This window comes from Marinicella rhabdoformis, assembly GCF_009671245.1.
GTDB classification, from domain to species: Bacteria; Pseudomonadota; Gammaproteobacteria; order Xanthomonadales; family Marinicellaceae; genus Marinicella; species Marinicella rhabdoformis.
The window spans coordinates 497,816-517,477 of the sequence record NZ_VTFS01000001.1; the positions used below are offsets into that span (position 1 = coordinate 497,816).

General features: G+C 43.2%; 19 protein-coding genes. 12 read left to right on the forward strand and 7 right to left on the reverse strand.

The window, feature by feature from the left end:
- Positions 1–59: 59 nt before the first annotated feature.
- From FET73_RS02230 to FET73_RS02240, 3 genes are all read left to right on the forward strand, one after another.
- Positions 60–998, forward strand: a complete 939-nt coding sequence (locus tag FET73_RS02230) for an alpha/beta hydrolase (RefSeq protein ID WP_154222278.1) — start codon at positions 60–62, stop codon at positions 996–998.
- Positions 999–1,061: 63 nt separating this feature from the next.
- The gene (gene trmB / locus FET73_RS02235; protein WP_154222279.1) at positions 1,062–1,748 is read left to right on the forward strand and encodes a tRNA (guanosine(46)-N7)-methyltransferase TrmB; all 687 of its coding nucleotides are present in this window, start codon (positions 1,062–1,064) and stop codon (positions 1,746–1,748) included.
- A complete protein-coding gene (locus tag FET73_RS02240; RefSeq protein ID WP_154222280.1) occupies positions 1,748–3,586 on the forward strand; it encodes an SLC13 family permease in 1,839 nt (612 codons plus the stop codon). Before trmB ends, FET73_RS02240 begins: the two co-directional genes overlap by 1 nt.
- Here FET73_RS02240 and FET73_RS02245 read toward each other — a convergent pair.
- From FET73_RS02245 to FET73_RS02265, 5 genes are all read right to left on the reverse strand, one after another.
- Entirely contained in the window at positions 3,578–3,766 is a 189-nt protein-coding gene (locus FET73_RS02245; protein ID WP_179952058.1) for a hypothetical protein, read from the reverse strand. The two genes, FET73_RS02240 and FET73_RS02245, sit on opposite strands and share 9 nt — an antisense overlap.
- Positions 3,767–3,885: 119 nt before the next feature.
- On the reverse strand, positions 3,886–4,947 hold the full coding sequence (zapE, locus tag FET73_RS02250) for a cell division protein ZapE (protein WP_154222282.1): 1,062 nt from the start codon (positions 4,945–4,947) through the stop codon (positions 3,886–3,888).
- A 9-nt stretch (positions 4,948–4,956) separates the two neighbouring features.
- Positions 4,957–5,613, reverse strand: a complete 657-nt coding sequence (locus FET73_RS02255) for an alpha/beta hydrolase (RefSeq protein ID WP_154222283.1) — start codon at positions 5,611–5,613, stop codon at positions 4,957–4,959.
- 81 nt (positions 5,614–5,694) lie between these two features.
- Positions 5,695–6,609 carry a glutaminase gene (locus FET73_RS02260; RefSeq protein WP_154222284.1) on the reverse strand — a complete coding sequence of 305 codons (915 nt, stop codon included), beginning with the start codon at positions 6,607–6,609 and terminating at the stop codon, positions 5,695–5,697.
- A gap of 7 nt (positions 6,610–6,616) precedes the next feature.
- The gene (locus tag FET73_RS02265; protein ID WP_218944247.1) at positions 6,617–8,176 is read right to left on the reverse strand and encodes an AmpG family muropeptide MFS transporter; all 1,560 of its coding nucleotides are present in this window, start codon (positions 8,174–8,176) and stop codon (positions 6,617–6,619) included.
- A 121-nt stretch (positions 8,177–8,297) separates the two neighbouring features.
- On the opposite strand from FET73_RS02265, the gene FET73_RS02270 reads away from it, so the two are divergent.
- The 4 genes from FET73_RS02270 to FET73_RS02285 all read left to right on the forward strand — a co-directional run bounded on the left by FET73_RS02270 (position 8,298) and on the right by FET73_RS02285 (position 12,457).
- The gene (locus FET73_RS02270) at positions 8,298–9,347 is read left to right on the forward strand and encodes a cyclic nucleotide-binding domain-containing protein (protein WP_154222285.1); all 1,050 of its coding nucleotides are present in this window, start codon (positions 8,298–8,300) and stop codon (positions 9,345–9,347) included.
- Between the two features lie 211 nt (positions 9,348–9,558).
- Complete coding sequence (prpB, locus tag FET73_RS02275; protein WP_154222286.1) at positions 9,559–10,461, forward strand: methylisocitrate lyase; 903 nt, start codon at positions 9,559–9,561, stop codon at positions 10,459–10,461.
- 109 nt (positions 10,462–10,570) lie between these two features.
- On the forward strand, positions 10,571–11,701 hold the full coding sequence (prpC, locus tag FET73_RS02280) for a bifunctional 2-methylcitrate synthase/citrate synthase (protein WP_154222287.1): 1,131 nt from the start codon (positions 10,571–10,573) through the stop codon (positions 11,699–11,701).
- Between the two features lie 93 nt (positions 11,702–11,794).
- Positions 11,795–12,457: a peptidylprolyl isomerase gene (locus tag FET73_RS02285; protein WP_154222288.1), complete on the forward strand. Its 663-nt coding sequence runs from the start codon at positions 11,795–11,797 to the stop codon at positions 12,455–12,457.
- A 53-nt stretch (positions 12,458–12,510) separates the two neighbouring features.
- Here the strand turns inward: FET73_RS02285 and FET73_RS02290 are convergent, their stop codons facing one another.
- Together FET73_RS02290 and FET73_RS02295 are read right to left on the reverse strand one after the other, a co-directional pair.
- Positions 12,511–13,812, reverse strand: a complete 1,302-nt coding sequence (locus FET73_RS02290) for a DEAD/DEAH box helicase (RefSeq protein WP_154222289.1) — start codon at positions 13,810–13,812, stop codon at positions 12,511–12,513.
- A gap of 185 nt (positions 13,813–13,997) precedes the next feature.
- Positions 13,998–15,407, reverse strand: a complete 1,410-nt coding sequence (locus FET73_RS02295) for a polysaccharide deacetylase family protein (protein ID WP_154222290.1) — start codon at positions 15,405–15,407, stop codon at positions 13,998–14,000.
- Between the two features lie 136 nt (positions 15,408–15,543).
- Between FET73_RS02295 and FET73_RS02300 the strand changes: the two genes are divergently transcribed.
- The 5 genes from FET73_RS02300 (at position 15,544) to FET73_RS02320 (ending at position 19,554) form a co-directional block, all read left to right on the forward strand.
- Positions 15,544–16,401: an MBL fold metallo-hydrolase gene (locus FET73_RS02300; protein ID WP_154222291.1), complete on the forward strand. Its 858-nt coding sequence runs from the start codon at positions 15,544–15,546 to the stop codon at positions 16,399–16,401.
- Between the two features lie 117 nt (positions 16,402–16,518).
- On the forward strand, positions 16,519–16,959 hold the full coding sequence (locus tag FET73_RS02305) for a nuclear transport factor 2 family protein (RefSeq protein WP_154222292.1): 441 nt from the start codon (positions 16,519–16,521) through the stop codon (positions 16,957–16,959).
- Positions 16,960–17,082: 123 nt separating this feature from the next.
- Entirely contained in the window at positions 17,083–17,937 is an 855-nt protein-coding gene (locus FET73_RS02310; protein WP_154222293.1) for a CPBP family intramembrane glutamic endopeptidase, read from the forward strand.
- A gap of 142 nt (positions 17,938–18,079) precedes the next feature.
- Positions 18,080–18,598 carry a hypothetical protein gene (locus FET73_RS02315; protein WP_154222294.1) on the forward strand — a complete coding sequence of 173 codons (519 nt, stop codon included), beginning with the start codon at positions 18,080–18,082 and terminating at the stop codon, positions 18,596–18,598.
- A 5-nt stretch (positions 18,599–18,603) separates the two neighbouring features.
- Positions 18,604–19,554 carry a GGDEF domain-containing protein gene (locus FET73_RS02320; RefSeq protein WP_218944248.1) on the forward strand — a complete coding sequence of 317 codons (951 nt, stop codon included), beginning with the start codon at positions 18,604–18,606 and terminating at the stop codon, positions 19,552–19,554.
- Positions 19,555–19,662 lie beyond the last annotated feature (108 nt).

Here is a 19,662-nt window from a genome sequence, read left to right on the forward strand (position 1 = left end):
TGCTTGCGATACCATTATTTAGATGATAGTCTAAATAGTAGTAATCAACGAGTAATCATATGCAAAAATTAAATTCTGCACTTTTATTGTGCGCCCTGTTATTCTCCACCCAATCTCAAGCATGGCAAGATACTGAAACCAGCATAACAGTTAAAGGCCACGTCATCCATGGCAGCCTGGCTAAACCCAAAGACAGCGACACAGTGATTTTGATCATTGCCGGTTCTGGACCAACAGACCGAGATGGAAACCAGGCACAGATGAAAAGCAACGCCTATTTGATGTTGGCTCAAGATCTGTACCAAGCAGGCTATGCAACCTTGCGTTATGACAAACGGGGCATTGGTGCCAGCACCGAATCCAAAGTGGACATGAGTCAACTTCGCTTCAAAGATTATGTGGATGATGCCAAAGTTTGGGTTGATGAATTATCCACACAATTCAAACATGTGATTTTGGCAGGGCACAGCATCGGTGGTTTGATGGCATTACAAGTGGCCCAAGACAAACCTGTGCAAGCTGTCATCAGTTTGGCAGGTATGGCCAATTCTGGCTATGACACACTGAAAAGGCAACTGGGTGGTAATCAACCTGAATTTGTCACAGCAGCTGCCTTGCCTTTATTAGAAAAATTAGCCCAAAACGAGAGCATTCCTGCTGAAGATGTGCCGCCTTTTTTATACAGTATATTTCACCCAAACCTTCAAGGTTATTTGAAGTCTTTTTTGAACATCGACCCGAAAAAAGAGCTATCAAAAGTCAAACAGCCAGTGTTACTTGTCATCGGTGAAACTGACATTCAAATTACTGTAGAAGAAACAAAAAACATGGCACAAGGCAAACCTACGGCTGAATTGGTCATCATCCCAGAAATGAACCATGTGCTCAAAGTCGCACCTATAGAACGCATGGCCAACTTGGCCACCTACCAAAATCCAGAACTGTCTTTACACAAAGATTTAATGCCAAAAATTGAAACATTTCTGGCTAATTTATAATTCCTTGTGGATTTTTTAAACGCATGACTTAAAATGGTGCTTATTCACTATAAGCACCTTGACATGCAATTCGACTCAAAAGAGCGCCAAATTCGCAGCTTTGTTCTCAGAAAAGGAAAAATGACCACCGGTCAGCGCAAGGCAGTTGAAGAACTCTTGCCTCAATACGCCATAGACCCAGTTCCCAAACAATTGAATTTTCACACCATTTTTGGCAATGACAATCCGGTTTGGTTAGACATTGGCTTTGGCAATGGTGAATCTATCATTCATGCAGCACAAATCTACCCAGATGTGAATTTCCTTGGCATTGAAGTGCATTTACCCGGTGTTGGTCATTTACTGATTGAATCTGAAAAGTTAGGGTTAAATAATGTCAAAATCATCCGCAATGATGCGGTTGATATGATGACAAAACACATGAGCAATGACTCTTTAGATGCTGTTCACGTTTATTTTCCAGACCCTTGGCACAAAAAGCGTCACCACAAACGCCGCATCATCAATCCTGAGTTTTTGGCCTTGACCACTGACAAGCTGAAAACTGGCGGGCGACTGCATTATGCATCTGACTGGGAACCTTATGCCATTGAAGTCAAAGAACTGCTTTCTGTCACCAACACCTTCAAAAACACCCAAGCAGATGGCGGATTTTCAGACCGGCCTGAATGGCGACCCGTAACAAAGTTTGAACGTCGCGGTCAAAAACTCAACCACGGCTCTTATGACTTGATCGTTCATAAAATTTAATGGAAACACTCGGCATCACCAATGACATGTTAATGGTATTGGCCATATTGGCTTATACCGTGATGATGTTTGTTACTGAAGTGATACGCATTGATGTCGCCGCTATTTTTATTTTGGTTTTACTCGGCTTAACTGGCTTGGTACCTGACAGTCAACTGTTCAACGGCTTTGCCTCAAATGCGGTGGTATCGATCATTGCGGTCATGATACTCGGGGCAGGACTTGACCGCACTGGTGTGATGAATGCCGTGGCCAAAGGCATCATGAGAATCGGCGGTAAAACTGAGAAAACGGTAATTCCTGTCGTCTCATTAACCGTAGGTGGTATATCAGGTTTTATGCAAAATGTAGGCGCCACAGCCCTGTTTCTGCCAGTCATGAGCAAAATATCATCCAGCGCCAATTTACCGATGTCACGGCTATTGATGCCCATGGGCTTTTGTGCCATCTTGGGTGGCACAGTAACAATGGTGGGGTCCTCCCCTTTGATTTTACTCAATGACCTACTTGAAACCTCTAACAAGTCATTGCCTCCCGGCGTTGACTCCATGGCAAAGTTTGACTTGTTCTCAACCACACCTATTGGCTTGGCTTTGTTGGTTTGTGGCGTCTTCTATTTTTTGGTTTTAGGTCGCTTTTTATTACCCGCGGCCAAACCAGCAGGACATGCACACAACTTTCGTTCTGATGATTACTTTCGAGACAATTACGGCATCGACAAAAACATCACCGAAATGATCGTCAACAAAGACAGTCCTTTGGTAGGTATGATGATTGAGGAACTTGAGTTTGACCATTTAATTCCTAACATCGTTGCCTTATTTACTGAAGGCGATTCAATGATTTCACCTCCCAGAAATAAATTTATTTGGAATGGCGCCACCATTGCAGTGATGTGTTCTAAAGAAGACGCAGAAGCCTTTGCCAAACAATTCAACTGTAGCATTCAACCAAAGCTCAAACAATTTAAGCTGGATTTCAACCCCACTATTTCTGGCACATCAGAAGCCGTGATTGTTCCTGGCTCTCATTACCTGGGCATGACCTTGGCAAGTTTTCATTTTCGTAAAGAATATGCCATCACCATTTTGGCCATTTCACGTGGCAGCAAAATATTTAAGGGTCAAGAAATGTATGAATTGGAGCTGCAATTAGGCGACACATTCATCATCCACGGTCGCTGGACTGATCAAGTTGGACTGGGTCGTTCAAGGAATGTAGCGGTGGTCAGCGATGTACCGAACGAGCCTCAGCGTCCTGACAAAATTCCATTTGCTCTTTTTTTCTTTGCATTGAGCTTGACCTTGGTTATCTTTACTGACTTGAAACTATCGCTGTCCCTGCTTACCGGTGCCATTGGTATGATTATTTTTGGTGTCATCAATATCGATGAAGCCTACCGTGCGGTGAGCTGGAAAACTGTATTCTTATTGGCCTGTTTGATCCCCTTGGGCTTTGCGATGGAAAATACAGGCACGGCTGGTTGGATTGCGCAAAACACCATTTCAGCCTTGGGTGAAGTACCACAATGGGCTTATCAATTAACCATAGCCTGCTTGGCGACCGTCTTTTCATTGGTGATGTCCAATGTCGGAGCAACTGTCTTATTGGTACCCTTGGCGATCAATATAGCAATAGAAACAGGTGGTAATCCGGCGCTCTATGCCCTGTTGGTTGCACTGTCAACTTCAAATGCCTTCATTTTACCTACACATCAAGTGTCTGCCTTAATCATGGGACCTGGTGGCTATGGCGTTAAAGATTTTCTGAAAGTTGGCAGCCTGATGACTGTGCTGTTTTTAGCCGTTGTGATGTTCATGCTCAACTGGTTATTTTAACGTCTTATTCAACCGCTGATCTATACCATAACGCAATGCCACTGCCGCTTTGACCTTTTCTTGAAACAATGCATGTAAACCATTATCTCGATCTGGATTGATATCGTCTGCCACTGTTTTTTCCGAAATCAAAGACAGTATGTGATTGATTTCTAACATTACCATTCCTAATTGTTCCATATCATTTGCCCCTGTTTTCATAACCGTACTTTAAACCAAAGACAAGGTTTCAACCACTCAACTTATGGACACGGCTTGTAGGAAAATATAGACAGCGTAAGGTGTTTACCCTCAACTCATTAGATCAATAATTCAGACAACCGAGAGGCGCAACGCTTGAACTCAAAAGTCAATTTATCACCTTGGTAAATCATCTGATAATGTGACTCGGCTTGGGCAATGATTTTGATGTTATTTTCATACATCACATCAATCAGTGTGATAAAACGTCGTGATTGGTCATTATCGTAAATGGTTAACTGTGGAATGCCTTCAAGATAAAGGGTATCAATGCGTTTGGCTATTTCTATGTAGTCATGGGCACTTCGTGCGGCTTTACACAACACATCAAAGTGACACCACAATTTTTTATCCGCAGATTTAATAACAGGCAATTCACGGTCATTGATGTGCCAAGGTTTATTGGAAATTTGTTGGGTAGCAACATGATGAATAAAGTGGTCTTGCAAATGGTACAAACTGCTTTCACAAACTGGAAAATACCAATGCTCATGTGCCCCGTCTTCTTGGATGCGGTAATCTTGAGCACCGTCTAAATGCAGCACATTCATATGTTCATTTATCCAAGCGATTGCGGGCAAAAACTTGGCACGTTGTAAGCCACCTCGATACAAATCATCAGGTTTAACATTTGAAGTGGTTACCAGGGCAATACCGTACTCACTGAATGCAGCCAACAAACCAGCCAACAGCATGGCATCAGCGATGTCATTAACTAAAAACTCATCCAAACACAAGACCTGTACTTGTGCCGCCATTTGTTGGCATATTTTATCCAATGGGTTTGCGTGGTTATCGTATTGACGCAATTGCTGGTGCAACCACAACATGAACTCATGGTAATGTTGGCGCTGTTTGCCCACTTGTTCAGGTAAGCAGTCATAAAACAAATCCATCAGGTGTGTTTTACCTCGACCAACCGAGCCATAAATATATATGCCTTTGGGCGTTTCAGGCTGTGATGAAAACCATTGTTTAAAGAAAGTTTGCTTGACCGGCTTTATCAATGATTGGTGCAACCTTTCAAAGGCATCAACCACACGTGCTTGTAAAGCATCTTCCCAAATGACACCTTTGTCAATTTCAGCTTGGTATGTAGCTAACGGACCCAATGATTTCATCAATTGTCTTTAGTTATCAGGGTACAACTGGCGCAAAATACCATTTTTAATTGCCCCTTTGAGGTCTAATAATCGGCGGTGAAAGAAGTGACCTGCTTTCATGGTGACTAATTGAGGCTTTGGGCTTTGTTGCTCAACGTAATCATAAACCGCACGCGGACTGACCACATCATCCTCATCTCCCATGATGACCAACCATGGGCATTCTGGGGGCTCTAATTCTGAGAAATCGTAACGCTCTACAGGCGGTGCCACGGTTAACATTTGCTCAGGCCTGATGTCATGCACCATGCGCAAAGCCACATAAGAACCAAAAGAAAAACCAGCCAACCAAACATCTGAATCAGGCAACTGCTCCTTAGCCCAGTCATAAACCGCCATCAAGTCATCAGACTCTCCGACACCATCATCAAAGACACCATCTGACGCACCGACACCTCGAAAATTGAATCGAACTGTATGCACACCCATGTCGCGGTAGGCTTTTTCAATCATATGGACCACTTTATTGTGCATGGTGCCACCGTATAAAGGGTGTGGGTGACAAATCAATCCAACGATGCCTTTATCGACTGCTTCCGCATCAGGTGGTGAAGCGATGATTTCAATCTGACCAGCTGGACCTTGGATCATCATTTTGGTCGATTCTTGTGGGAATGCTGACATGGTGAGTTAACTCGTTGTTAAAAGTCGCATTATAACACCCTCAGCTGAGATCATTTAAGGCCAGCCTGCTCAAAATTTATATCAAAAAATCGATTGACCTGTTTCGTTGGTAAAGCCTTCTAAAAACTCAATACCACGCTGAGAATTGCCTTTGATATTCAAACCAGGGCTCCATATCGCCAAACTGAATACATTGGGCATCACAGCCACAATCGCACCACTGACGCCACTCTTTCCAGGCAAACCAATTTTATAGGCAAACTGACCGGCTTCATCATAAAACCCACAGGTCAACATGATGGCATTGATTCTTTTAGTCTGACTTGGCGTTAACAAAGCTTTCCCAGTTTGAACACAGGTACCTTGATTGGCCAAAAACGAGAACAACAGCGCCAAATCTTTACAATTTAAAGTGATAGAACAACAGTCAAAATACAAGTCCAACAATTCATTCACATCATGCTTGATGTTACCTAATGACTTGATCAAGTTGGCCAAAGCCACATTCCTAAAACCTTCAGATTTTTCTGAATCAGCAATCGACTTATTAACATCTATGACTGGATTACCTGTGCTTTCTCTGATCATTTGTAACATCGCAGCCCGTGGATCATCAAACAGATCCAACAACACATCGCATACCACCAAAGCACCGGCATTTGAAAACGGATTTCTCGGTACCCCTTGTTCATGTTCTAAATGACCCAGCGAATTGAAAGGCGTACCGGAAGGTTCTACACCCACACGGTGCCAAATATCTGAGCCTAACTTTTGATACGCCATAGACAGCGTCAAAACCTTAACCACACTTTGAATTGAAAAGTTTTGATCCCATGCCCCCGCTGAAGCTGAACTCAGGTCATTGTGATGTAAATAAACGCCCATTTGATCTGCATCAACGCGTGCCAATTCTGGAATGTAATCAGCAGCTTCGCCTAAACGACTGCCCTGTAATACCGTTTGATATACTTTATTTATGGCTTGTTGGTAATTCATGTTTTTTTTAAGATTGTTCAGGAGTTTCCACATTATCTACAGCCTTTTTAGGCTTTTTAATGAGGTTGATGCCCTCAGCATATATCAACATCACCACCACTGGCAACCCCATCAAAAAAGTCATAAAAAAGAATTGAGCAAATCCAACCGCATCAACCATCGCCCCAGAATAACCACCCAGAATTTTGGGGAACAACGTCATAACTGAACTGAACATGGCATACTGCACCGCTGTAAACTGTTTATTCACCAACAAAGAAAGGAAAGCCACAAAAGCCGCCATCGCCAAGCCCGCTGACAAATTATCGGCAGCAATCATATAAATCAACAGCTCAAAATCTTTTTCCATACCGGCCATCATCATAAACAATAAATTAGTTAATGCGGATAAGCTGGCACCAATAATCATCACCCGAACAATACCCCATTGCATCGCCAAATAGCCACCCAAAACACCACCTAATAAGGTCATAATCAAGCCTATATTTTTAGAAGCGGTTGCAATCTCAGACAGGTCATAACCCAAACCTTGGTAAAATAAATTTGCAGAAACACCCATCACCAAGTCTGAAATTCTGTAAGTACAAATAATCCCGATTAACAGCCACATGTGTTTGCGGTGCTGTTTAAATAAATCGACAACAGGTGCGACATAAACGAATCGCGCCATGTCACGATTGACCCAAGGTGTTCTGGCGACAAACCCACCAACCAAATAGGCCATTACGAAGGAAAAAAGCAACTGAATAAACGCAGCAAGAACACTGGATAATGCGGTGTTATGAAACCAGTTATCAAACCCCGTTTTTATGTCAGCCTTGACCTCAGAAAAACCAGCGTAACTCAATATAAATGCTGTGACTGCAAAAACAAAAACCCAAAGTACGCCTAAATAATCCTTCACTTCAAATTGCCAATCTTTGCGGTGTTTTGGCTCTTTAATAACCCAAGTAGTCACAACACCAACCAACATGGTCAATGCCATGATCAAATAACTGTTACGCCACGCTTCATACAGGTATTGTTCTGAGCTGGTGCCAAAAAAATCGGCCAAATACAATGCCCCAGCACCCGAAGTGATCATACCGATTCGATAACCCACAATATACAATGAAGACAGCATGGCAATGTCCTTTTCATCACTGGCCTCAATCCGCCAAGCATCGATCAATATATCTTGTGTCGCGGCTGAAAAACCCAACAAAACAGCAGCCAAGGCCATGCGAGTTAAGGCGCCACTCCCTGCTGCCGGATCAGTCAATGCCATCAATATCAAAGCAACGATGACCAATGACTGAGCCACCAACAACCATGACCGGCGCTGTCCTAAATATGCTGACAACCAAGGTAAAGGCAGCCTATCGACCAAAGGCGACCACAAGAACTTGAAAGAATAGCCGAGGAATGCCCAACTGAATAAGGTGATGGCAGCCCGCTCTATACCCACCTGATCTAACCACAGTGACAATGAGGAAAAAATCAAGTAATAAGGAATACCCGCAGAAAAGCCCAAAAATGTCATGTGTGCAAATTTGGCTTTAAATAAGTGTTGTAAGGTTGATTTCATGTGGCTCAGTTTACTTTGAAAACCCATAATTCGGCTACTAAATCGCAGGAATGAAATGTTTTTTGTTTTTTTAGCCAAATTTGGGTAAGATAAAGTCAAACAGCGTGTTTAGGGAACCTGAATGATATCAGTAGAAGAGTTACAAGAATATTATCCTTTCAATAAAATCCAATTTAAGTTTTTCCCTTTGCTACTCAAAGAGTTAGAATTTTTTGGCGTGCAAAAAGGTGAAAAACTGTATGCAATCAACCGCCGCGCAGAAAACACCAAATACCTCACTAAAGGTGTGATTCAAGTCACCACCGACAAAGGCCGTGAAAAAACAATCAAATCCACCTCGTTGCAATCTAAATACCCCATTGGTGATGCCAATAAAAGTAACACCATGGACGCGGTAGTGGCCTCAACTCAAGCCACTGGGTTTCAAATCAATTCCACCTTGCTTGATCATTTCTTGGTTTGGAATGACTGCTATGCCAAAGCGGCCATAGACAGCCCCATCAGAGGTCACAGAAAATATGAATGGGTTATGGGCTTGCTCAAAAGCCAGTCTGTTCAAATGCTACCACAAGGCAATGTCGGTGAATTGTTTGATGTATTAGAAAGCAAGCCAGTATCATCCGGTGATGAAATCATCTCTGAAGGTGATCCAGGGGATTATTGCTATATATTGGCCAGAGGTCAGGCAGAAGTTTATAAATGCGGCTCTAATGGTGAATTCAAAGTAGCAGATCTTGGTCCCGGCGACTTATTCGGAGAAAGTGCTTTGGTCAGCGAAGAACCCAGAAATGCTTCGGTTCGCATGAGTTCAGATGGCTTGGTGATGTGGCTTTCAGGTAAAACCTTTGGCAAATTACTTAAAGCCCATGTGGTGCGTTGGATTACAGCAGAAGAAACCTTAGAGAAAATCACCCAAGGTGCCACCCTACTTGATGTTCGAGAACGCGATGAATTTCAACAAATGGGTATCCAAGGTTGTCTTAACATTCCTGTCAACGAAATATACAGCAAACTCAGTACCATCGACAAAAGCCGAACCATCATCACCTGTTCTGACATGGGTTCACGCTGTGCATCAGCTGCCTTTACATTGGCCACCAAAGGTTATGACGTTTATGCATTACAAGGTGGGATCAATGGCTTAATCCGCACCTTAGACAGGCTGGCTTAGAAACACCAAATCACACCGCATTCTGATTCAGCTTGGCTGGCTATTTAGCGCATAATTTGCTATAATCCAGCCGCTTTCAATCAGGGGCATTCAAGGACTGAATAAACCACCCTAACTCAAAGCAAAACAATTAAATACCCCATAACGCACATGGGGCTTGAACTTGGACAGATTCAAGCAGCGTATCACACCAACAACATTCAGGAATGATATGACAGACTCAATCAACAGCTCGGCAATCACCAGCCCGGGACTTAAATTCCGCCAAGCGGTAGAACAAAACAACCCACTTAAAGTCGTCGGCACCATCAACGCGTATACCGCTCGCATGGCCAAAAATGTCGGCCACGATGCCATTTACTTATCAGGTGGTGGCGTAGCAGCCAACTCACTAGGCATGCCAGACTTAGGGATTTCTTCATTAGAAGACGTTTTAACTGACGTGCGACGCATCACAGACGTGTGCGATTTGCCTTTATTGATTGACGTTGATACCGGTTGGGGTGGCGCGTTCAACATCGCTCGCACCACGCGATCAGTGATTAAAGCTGGCGCCGCAGCGATGCACATCGAAGACCAAGTGGCGCAAAAACGTTGCGGCCACAGACCCAACAAAGAAGTGGTCACTCAACAAGAAATGGTTGACCGCATCAAAGCAGCTGTTGATGCCCGAACAGATGAAAATTTCGTCATCATGGCCAGAACCGATGCTTTGGCCATTGAAGGTGAAGAAGCGGCGATTGAACGGGCGATTGCTTGTGTTGAAGCTGGTGCAGATATGATTTTCCCAGAAGCGATGAAAACATTGGACCAGTACAAACGTTTCAAAGATGCTGTCAACGTACCCATTTTGGCCAACATCACTGAATTTGGTCACACACCACTGTTCACTTCAGAAGAGTTGGGCGCCCACGGCGTAGACATCGTTCTGTACTGCTGTAGTGCTTACCGTGCGATGAACCGCGCGGCTGAACTGGTTTACCAATCTATTTTGGGTCAAGGACACCAAAAAGACGTGCTAGATATTATGCAAACACGTGAAGAATTGTATAGCCATTTGGGATACCACGATTACGAACAAAAGTTAGACGAATTATTCAAAACAGAAAAATAAACAATACTTTCTTTAAAGGGGTCAGCACCCTTTAAGGTTCAAAGTTATTAAATAACAAATAAAATTTAAAGGATGCTGACCCCTTTAAAAGACAGAGAGGACAAACAACATGGGAAATGTTAAAAAAGCTGGAGGCGCAGGCTTACGAGGCCAAAGCGCAGGCGAAACTTCATTATGTACGGTTGGTAAAATTGGCGCTGGCCTCACTTACCGTGGCTATGACGTGGACGATTTGGCCACCAATGCTTCATTTTACGAAACCGCCTTTTTGATTTTACACGGCAAATTACCTAACCAAGCTGAGTTAGATGCCTACAAGAAAAAAATCAATGGTTTGCGTGAATTACCAGAAGCAGTTAAGAAAACTTTGGAATTGATTCCAGCCACAGCACACCCAATGGACGTGATGCGTACGGGCTGTTCAATCTTAGGCAACATCGAAACCGAAACAGATTTTGCACAACAATCGGACCAAGCCGATCGTTTGGTGGCCATATTCCCTTCAATCATTTGTTACTGGTACAAATTCGCTCACGAAGGTGTGCGCATTGAAACAGCTTCAGACATCGATGGTGTCGGTGCCCATTTCTTAGAAATGTTACACGGCAAGGCACCGAGTGAATTACACGCCCGCGTCATGGACGTGTCTTTGATTTTGTACGCCGAGCATGAATTCAACGCATCTACCTTTACTGGTCGTGTTGTCGCCTCCACCTTGTCTGACATCCACTCTTGCGTTACCGCATCAGTCGGTGCCTTGCGCGGACCTTTACATGGCGGCGCGAATGAAGCGGCAATGGCTTTGATCGAACAATGGTCAACACCAGAAGAAGCAACAACTGCTATCGGTCACATGTTAGAAACCAAACAATTGATCATGGGTTTTGGACACGCGGTTTATACAGAACGTGACCCAAGAAACGCCATCATCAAACGTTGGTCTGAAAAATTGGCCGAAGAAGCAGGCGATACGGTGCTTTACCCAGTCAGTTGTGCAGTTGAGAAGAAGATGTGGGATGAGAAAAAACTGTTCCCAAATGCAGATTTCTTCCACGCCTCTGCCTACCATTTTATGGGCATCCCAACTGAACTGTTCACACCCATCTTCGTGATGTCACGTGTCACAGGCTGGACTGCTCACGTCATGGAGCAACGCGCCAACAACCGCATCATCCGTCCAAACGCCGACTACACTGGCCCGGACACACGCAAAGTCAACCCGATTGCTGAGCGTGATTGATAGCAAGAATTGATTCAATTCAATTTTGAAAAAGCGGCCATGATTTTTTCATTGGCCGTTTTTTTATTCCCCAAATACCAAATAACAAAAGCCATGAACAAAATATACGCCTTACTGATAATAATCTTAGCTGCCTTACTGTTATCCTCATGCTCAAAAGAAACCGACAATAACTCCCTCACTGAGGCAAAACAAGTCACTGAATTCACTGAAAGTTTGAATGTTGACAAAACAGATTCAAACTGGAAAACCAAGTTATCTCAACCGCCACAATTGATTTTCGATGAGGGCAAAACATACATTTGGTACCTCGCCACTACCGAAGGCAATATAGAAATCACATTCGCACCAGATGAAGCCCCGACCCATGTTTCAAACACCATATTTTTAACCCAAATTGGCTTTTATGATGATTTGATTTTCCACCGAGTGATACCTGGCTTTATGGCACAAGGTGGAGACCCATTGGGCACGGGCAGAGGTGATCCTGGTTACAAATACGATGGTGAGTTCAGCGGTAAGTACACCCATGACAAAGCCGGCACATTAAGCATGGCAAATGCTGGCCCCGGAACCGATGGCAGCCAATTTTTCATCACATTCAAGCCAACACCATTCTTAGATGGCAAACACACTGTATTTGGTTATGTGACAAAGGGTTTGGATGTACTGAAAAAAATGGAGAAACTGGGGTCTCGTCGTGGACAAACCAGCAAAGAAATAAAAATCATCAAAGCCACGGTGATCATCAAATAATCACGGCTTATTGTTAAGACCCGACTGGCTCGGGTCTTAAACACAAATCATTATCAGCGGTTCTTTTTCTTGGCTTTGAAGTTTTTCTTACCACCGGCTCGGGCGCTGATGGATTTTCTTGCGGGTTTGGCCTTGGCCGTGCCGCGGGCTTTTTGCTTCTTGGCTTCTGATTGTTTTACTGGACGTTTTTCAGCAATCGATTTTCTCAAACGTTCACGCTCTGCCACTTCGTAGCCGCGTTTGTAGATGCGTTTGATTTCGCTACCAATCACACGTTCAATGCGCTCAATGGTGTGCTCTTCTTCACGACAAACAAAAGAAATCGCCGTTCCAGATTTTCCCGCACGACCGGTTCGACCGATGCGGTGGACGTAATCTTCAGGCAAGTAGGGCAAGTTGTAATTAACCACATAATCCAAACCTTCAATGTCCAGACCACGGGCCGCCACTTCGGTAGAAATCAAAACCTGAATTTTGGCCGATTTAAAATCAGCCAATGCTCGGCGTCGAGTTCCTTGGCTTTTGTCACCGTGGCAGATAGCCGCTGGTATGTCCGTTTTCTTCAATCGTTCTAATAACTGATCAGCTTGTCGCTTGGTACTGGTAAAGACCAAAACCTGATACCAGTTGTATTCTTCCAGCAAGTCCAAAAACAAATCCATCTTGCGAGCTTCAGTCACAGGATAGGCAAAATGCTCAACCGTTTCGGCCGTCGCATTGGCCTTGGTGACACGAATCTCTTGGTGACTTTTGAGGATTTTGTGACCCAACTCATTCATCGCTGGTGTGGTGGTCGCAGAGAACAGCAAGGTCTGATGATCCGGTCTGGTTTGGGCAATCAAAGCCTTGGCGTCGGTGATAAAACCCATGTCCAACATGCGATCTGCTTCATCCAAAACAACCACTTCAACATCAGACAAACTGACGTTTTGTTGTTCAATGTGCTCAAGTAATCGACCCGGAGTTGAAATCAAAATATCGACACCTTGTTGTAATTGATTGGCTTGGCCACCGTGCTTCACACCGCCGTACATGGCGGTGATTTTAAAATCTAAAAATTGCGCATAGCCACCGATGGTTTCTGCCAATTGTTCTGCCAACTCACGTGTTGGTGTTAAAATCAAAACTCGGGCATGGCCTTGATCAACTTTTTTCGGCTTGTCCACCAACTGCTGTAAAACAGGCAAAGCAAAAGCCGCTGTTTTACCGGTACCCGTTTGGGCATTGACCAACAAGTCTGTACCACGACGCGCGAGCACCATAGATTTTTCTTGTACCGGCGTCATGTCGGTGTAACCACAGGCTTCAATGGCTTGGAGAATTTCTGGGGCAAAGCCCAATGAGGCAAATTTCATGATGTTCTTTCTTTGTCTTAAGACAGTAATTATTACGAGCTATTATAAACGATGCCAACGGATTTTTTATCCTCAACAACACATCATTCATCAGGTCGCGCAATATACAGCAGAATGACTATAATTGCGCGCTTGATTGGTTTTTTATTCAAATAACTGCTTAATTTATAAAGTAAAGCGCCAATTCACTCTTCCGACTCCAACACTGTCGCTTTTTTCCACAAATAACTGCGTTGCTCTTCCCACTCACCCTTGACGTCTTTTCTGTATGAAGTGGTGACCAAGCCTTCATCAGTCATAACATTCATATGTCGTTCTAAAGCAGCCGCCACTGTTGGAGAAGCAAAGGTTTGAATGGTTTCTAATTGGAAAGTACCATTCATCATTTTTAACGGTTGAATAAAGCCATCTCCGACCATGCCGCCGTGGCCCATTTGCAGCAAACGGGCTTGTTTTTTATTGGCATCCCAATATTGTTTGAAGTGCCAAAAGTCTCCTGTGGCTTTGCCATCATGCATAGCAAACAAACGCCCAGTGACATTGTCTTTGCCAATACCCCACGACCATTCCAACATATAATGTGTAAAAGGCTCTTTCTCGCTTTTGTATTTGGCATTACTGGTTTTCCAAGTACCTATTTGGCTGTTCATTTCTTCTATAAACCATGCTGGCATGGCCGTTGGTTTTTCTGATGTCACTTGGTATTGATCGAACAACTGTTTCAGTTTCACTTCATCTTCAGCCACATGTACCAAATCTTTTCTTTTCGCGCCTGCATCCCTGGCCAAAGCCGCCACACGCCCCTGCCCTTTGAACAATGTTTTGGGTTCTTGTTGGGCAATCGGGTCTTTAAAAGCGTCCAATGGAGAAATGATTTCCCAACCATTGGCCTCTAAATGCAACACCAAATCATCAATAAAGTACGCGGCCAAATCATTATCATGTAACAACAAAACATGCTTTGGAGAGCGACCTAAATATTGCATGGCAATTCCATCAGAAAAGCTAATGGCTTCAAATAACACATCGACATATAATGCTTTTAGCTTCTCCATGTCGATTGCAAGATTGGCTTTGACCGCTTGTTGATACAAGCTGTCCAAATACCAATCATAATTGTCCACCGTCACATAACCGTTTTGATAACCCTGTTTTTTCAAGAAATCTATCATGCCTTGAGATTTTTCTTCGTCACGGCCTTCATCCAAGTAAGGAAAACGAAAGTACGGCTTAAAATTGTCATAAGGCCTCAATATTTTGTCTGCTTTCATTAAGTCTTCTTGATAGGCTTTCAGGTCAGTTTTGTTTAACCAAGTATGCTGGTCACTGTGGTTTCCAATCACATGCCCTGCTTTTTGGTACTCGTCTAAACGCCTTTTGGTTTTTTCGTTCACATGTTTTGTGGAAACAAAATACATCACCTGATCCACGCCCACACCTTTTAATGCTGCCAGCATTTTATCTGTGCGTTCTTTTCCAGACAACGAAGTATCTGGGCGTGGCGCGTCATCAAAAGTCAACGCGATTTGTTTCTTCGCCAAAGGTGATTGAAACCACAACAAACCCAACAGCAACAGCATTAAAAAACGATTCATACACTTGATCCTAACAATTATCTACGAAATAAATTCTACAGCAATATACTTCCCCACTCCTGTGCCATAAATCACATAATCGCGTCAGCTCAGTTTTTTGCTATAATCTATTCAATTCAACACAATTTATCAAACCATGCGCGTTTTTTATGCCCTATGCCTGATTGCTTACAGCTTGACCCTGTCAGCCCACCAGAACCACAATGGCCTTGAACAGAATGGCCAAGCCACAGCCACCTATTTGGGTAATGAAGCCGTAATGGTTAAAAACGGTTCAACTAAAATCGTCTTCGACCCTTTTTTTCACAACAATTTCAACATTTACCAATTGGTGCCCAAAGACATTTTGGCTGCGATGTTCGATAATAATGCGCCCTATGACAACATCGATGCCATATTCATCAGCCACGCACATGGCGACCACTTTGCTGCTGACCAAGTATTGAAATACCTTAAACAGTTTCCAAAAACAAAACTCATCGCCCCCAAACAAGCCATTGACCAAATTAAATTGCTAGAAGGCCATGAATCAATTTTGCCTCAAACTACCGCCATTGACATGGCCTATGGAGACCCAGTTCAAAACTTTGAAATAGACAAACTTGAAGTTGGAGTGGTTCGCATCCCACATTCTGGCTGGCCCACGCGGCGCTTAGACGTATCTAATTTGGTTTTCAGGGTGACCTTGGATAAGAACACCACAGTCATGCACATGGGCGATGCCGATCCCAATGACGTCCACTTCAAACCGCATGACGCCCATTGGCAAGCACAAGTCACTGACACTGCATTTCCACCCTATTGGTTTTTCTACAGTACTTTTGGCCCTGACATATTAGATAAACGCATCAATGCCATAGAAGCTATTGGTGTACATGTACCTATGAAAGCCCCTGAACAGTTAAAGCAAACAGGAAAACCTTATTTTTCTCAACCAGGTGAAATTAAAATCATTCAATCCTCAAAACAAAAAACTACTGTAAAAACACCCTGACAGCACTAATGGTTGGATTTACCTACGATAAATGCACTGTAGATTCACAATTGTCAGCAATTGTGCTATACCAGTTTATCCGCCAAAAATTGTTTTGGCTGATAAAAGGGGAAATTCATGAAAAAATTAATATTAATCATGCTGGTGTTCTGTGGCATAAGCAGCGCCCAAGAATGGAACGCAGCCCAAACTGAAGTTTGGAATGTGGTCTTGGCCTCCTATGCTGACATCGAAAAGCAGGATGCCAATTGGTCAACCAAGTGGGTCACTGAAGACGCTATGGTTTGGGGTGGTAGTTATCCCATGCCCAGAAGTCGAGACGCAGTCCAACGCTGGGACAGTTACCAAATGCCGCAAAGCAAAACCATGATGTCAAATTATTCACCAACAGCCATCGTGGTTCATGGCTCAACCGCAGTTGCCCATTACTACTATTCTAGTGGTGATAAAAACAAAGAAGGCAAGCACAAAACCACACACGGCAGGTGTTCTGACGTGTTGGCCAAAACCAAAGCAGGTTGGAAATTTGTCGCATGGCACTGTTCTGACGAATCTTAATCACTTTTTCAAATTACCAGCAGATAAGTTAGCAAAGGGGCCTTGTGCCCCTTTCTGGCTATTGCTCTTGTAACATTATGAACCTTTAATGGTTTCATAAACATTCCATTGAGTTATATACACATGAAACCCACAAAAGAATCTGTAATTACTTTGTCACTGTTTGCGGCACTTACCATCACGTTTTATTTTATTGGTTATTGGTTAATTTTCAGGATGTCCAAGGCAACACCGTTGATGCTTTCTGTAGGTGTAGCTGCCATTGTCACCTGTATAATCAGAAAACAAAGCCTATCAACACTGGGCTGGTGCTGGGGAAGTTGGAAATATGCTTGGTTAAGTTATTTGATACCTTTGAGCTTGGCGGCTTTGGCCTACTTTTTCATTTGGTTTACCGGTTTCGGCGAATGGTATAACGAATCATTTGTCTCCGAACAAAAAACCGCCTACAACATCCAAGACTGGAGCGATTTATCTACCATACTGTTCCACTTACTACTCACCGCCAGCATCACTTTTTTTATCAGTTTGCCTTCCGTCTTAGGCGAAGAAATCGCATGGCGCGGTTTTTTGGTTCCTCAACTGTCTAAATTCCTTGGTTTTGTAGCTGTCGCATTGACCAGTGGTTTGATGTGGGCACTCTGGCATTGGCCACTCATCATACAAGGGCTTTACGGTAATGGAACCACACCATTGTGGTATCAACTCACTACTTTTACCGTGTTTATCATGTCATCTGCCATGATTATGACTTACCTGCGTTACAAGAGTGGCAGCCTTTGGACGGCAGTCATTTATCACATGAGCAGCAATGTCTTTATCCAAAAGTTTTTTACTCCCTTGACATCAGAAACGCATCAATCTGTTTGGGTCATTGATGAATTTGGATTTGCCCTACCTGTATTAGCCACCCTAGTTGCATGCTATTTTTGTCACAAAGGTAAACAATCTTTCAAAAACACATACAACATCTCATAAAATTCGAACCAAGGATGTCTGCCAACCGATACCGCTGGTATTCTTTTAAGTACCAAGCTATAATTTTTATCACACCCACTTAAACCATTAAGTGTTCCTCTTGTTTAAGCTCACCCACAATATAAACAAGGCATAAAAAACGATGGAAAATCAGCAACCTGAGTCTGACGGCGAAAAACACATTTTAGGCACGTTATTACCTGCCTATCTGGGTGAATCTATGCTGTTCAGATCAGCTTTTATTTTTGTCGCTTGGATAGTTGTTTGGCAACTCGGAAGGCTGGTTGAATACACCCCACACGCCAGTGTCTGGTTCCCCGCCGCCGGCTTTTCATTTGCTTGTTTGTTGGTTCATTGTCGAAAAGCAGTGATTCCCATCATGCTGGCAGCCATAACCATCACCATTTGGAATATAAACCACTACCAACTGCCCTTAAATTTAGAGCAAAAAATTTGGGCTGGCTTTTTATTTGGTCTGGCTCACATATTACCGTATTGGCTGGGTGCGGCATGTATTTCAACTTTGTCTAAATCAAAAAACAAAAACACACCGCAATTAATTATTACATTCCTTTTGGTTGCCGGACTGGCCACTTTAATTGCTACTGTTTTGGTCATTATGTCACTGGTGTATACCAAGCAAGTGGACATTTCAAAGTGAATCAAATGGTATTACCATTCTGGATAGGTGATTTAGCAGGCGTAATAGTTTTGGCTCCTTTATTCACTGGCGTACTGAATAAATTATTCCCAACAAGTTACGTTAAATTAGGCGTGTTTTATACAGAAAACTTGGGCTCATTACACATCTTAGCCAGTAAAATCAGCATCAATTTGGTGTTAATAACGTTGTCCATGCTGACCGCCTATGTCTTAGATTCACACGAAAGTGCTTTTGCCATTTTCTTTTTGGCCGTGACTCACATGTGGATTGCTTGTACAGAAAGTCCCGCATTTAACATCATCAGCTTGGCCGTGAGCAGCCTTTTGATTGTATTATTGGTTCACATTTTAGGACTCATGGATCATGTCATGGTGTATCAGTTTGCCATCAATGTGATTGCAGCCAATGCCTTGTTTGGCATGGCCGTGCCACAACTCATGGCGGACAACAAAGCCTTAAAAAACCAAGTTTATACTGACACACTCACACAAGTTTCTTCACGTCATTATATGATGAAACAAGCGGAACGAGAAATTACCAAAAGCCATCAATCAAACACTGTATTGACTTTGGTGGTCTTCGATTTAGACAACTTCAAACAAATCAATGACCTTTATGGCCACATGGCTGGCGATGATGCATTACAACAAGTGTGCCAAGTCAGCAAAAACACATTACGCAGCAATGATTTGATTGCACGGTTTGGCGGTGATGAATTTGTTTTACTGCTACCGGGATTGGACGAACCCGCCGCACTTCAAATAGTCAATCGCATTAAAAACGCCATCTCAACCATTAAAATCGGAGACACTCATATGAGTTCTAGCTTTGGATTGGCGGAATTAAAGCATGATGAAGTTTTCAACGACTTATTCAAACGTGCCGACAAAGCCTTGTATCACTCTAAGGACCAAGGTGGAAACAAAATCATTGCAGCAGCAGAGCCAGCATGATTTATTGAAATAACAACACCTGTCTTGTACATCTAAGTGATGATTTTCAAACATTTTAAAGTCACTTTTAACATGCCAATCAAACCTATTCCAAGCACATTAAAACCA

Bases quoted from the DNA above. Each gene is read 5' to 3' on its own strand.
- FET73_RS02290 (WP_154222289.1), bottom strand. From the start codon at position 13,812: ATGAAATTTGCCTCATTGGGCTTTGCCCCAGAAATTCTCCAAGCCATT.
- prpB (WP_154222286.1), top strand. From the start codon at position 9,559: ATGACAGACTCAATCAACAGCTCGGCAATCACCAGCCCGGGACTTAAA.
- FET73_RS02240 (WP_154222280.1), top strand. From the start codon at position 1,748: ATGGAAACACTCGGCATCACCAATGACATGTTAATGGTATTGGCCATA.
- FET73_RS02310 (WP_154222293.1), top strand. From the start codon at position 17,083: ATGAAACCCACAAAAGAATCTGTAATTACTTTGTCACTGTTTGCGGCA.
- FET73_RS02315 (WP_154222294.1), top strand. From the start codon at position 18,080: ATGGAAAATCAGCAACCTGAGTCTGACGGCGAAAAACACATTTTAGGC.
- FET73_RS02285 (WP_154222288.1), top strand. From the start codon at position 11,795: ATGAACAAAATATACGCCTTACTGATAATAATCTTAGCTGCCTTACTG.
- FET73_RS02265 (WP_218944247.1), bottom strand. From the start codon at position 8,176: ATGAAATCAACCTTACAACACTTATTTAAAGCCAAATTTGCACACATG.
- trmB (WP_154222279.1), top strand. From the start codon at position 1,062: ATGCAATTCGACTCAAAAGAGCGCCAAATTCGCAGCTTTGTTCTCAGA.
- zapE (WP_154222282.1), bottom strand. From the start codon at position 4,947: ATGAAATCATTGGGTCCGTTAGCTACATACCAAGCTGAAATTGACAAA.
- FET73_RS02320 (WP_218944248.1), top strand. From the start codon at position 18,604: ATGGTATTACCATTCTGGATAGGTGATTTAGCAGGCGTAATAGTTTTG.
- FET73_RS02260 (WP_154222284.1), bottom strand. From the start codon at position 6,609: ATGAATTACCAACAAGCCATAAATAAAGTATATCAAACGGTATTACAG.
- prpC (WP_154222287.1), top strand. From the start codon at position 10,571: ATGGGAAATGTTAAAAAAGCTGGAGGCGCAGGCTTACGAGGCCAAAGC.
- FET73_RS02270 (WP_154222285.1), top strand. From the start codon at position 8,298: ATGATATCAGTAGAAGAGTTACAAGAATATTATCCTTTCAATAAAATC.
- FET73_RS02245 (WP_179952058.1), bottom strand. From the start codon at position 3,766: ATGGAACAATTAGGAATGGTAATGTTAGAAATCAATCACATACTGTCT.
- FET73_RS02295 (WP_154222290.1), bottom strand. From the start codon at position 15,407: ATGAATCGTTTTTTAATGCTGTTGCTGTTGGGTTTGTTGTGGTTTCAA.
- FET73_RS02255 (WP_154222283.1), bottom strand. From the start codon at position 5,613: ATGTCAGCATTCCCACAAGAATCGACCAAAATGATGATCCAAGGTCCA.
- FET73_RS02305 (WP_154222292.1), top strand. From the start codon at position 16,519: ATGAAAAAATTAATATTAATCATGCTGGTGTTCTGTGGCATAAGCAGC.
- FET73_RS02300 (WP_154222291.1), top strand. From the start codon at position 15,544: ATGCGCGTTTTTTATGCCCTATGCCTGATTGCTTACAGCTTGACCCTG.
- FET73_RS02230 (WP_154222278.1), top strand. From the start codon at position 60: ATGCAAAAATTAAATTCTGCACTTTTATTGTGCGCCCTGTTATTCTCC.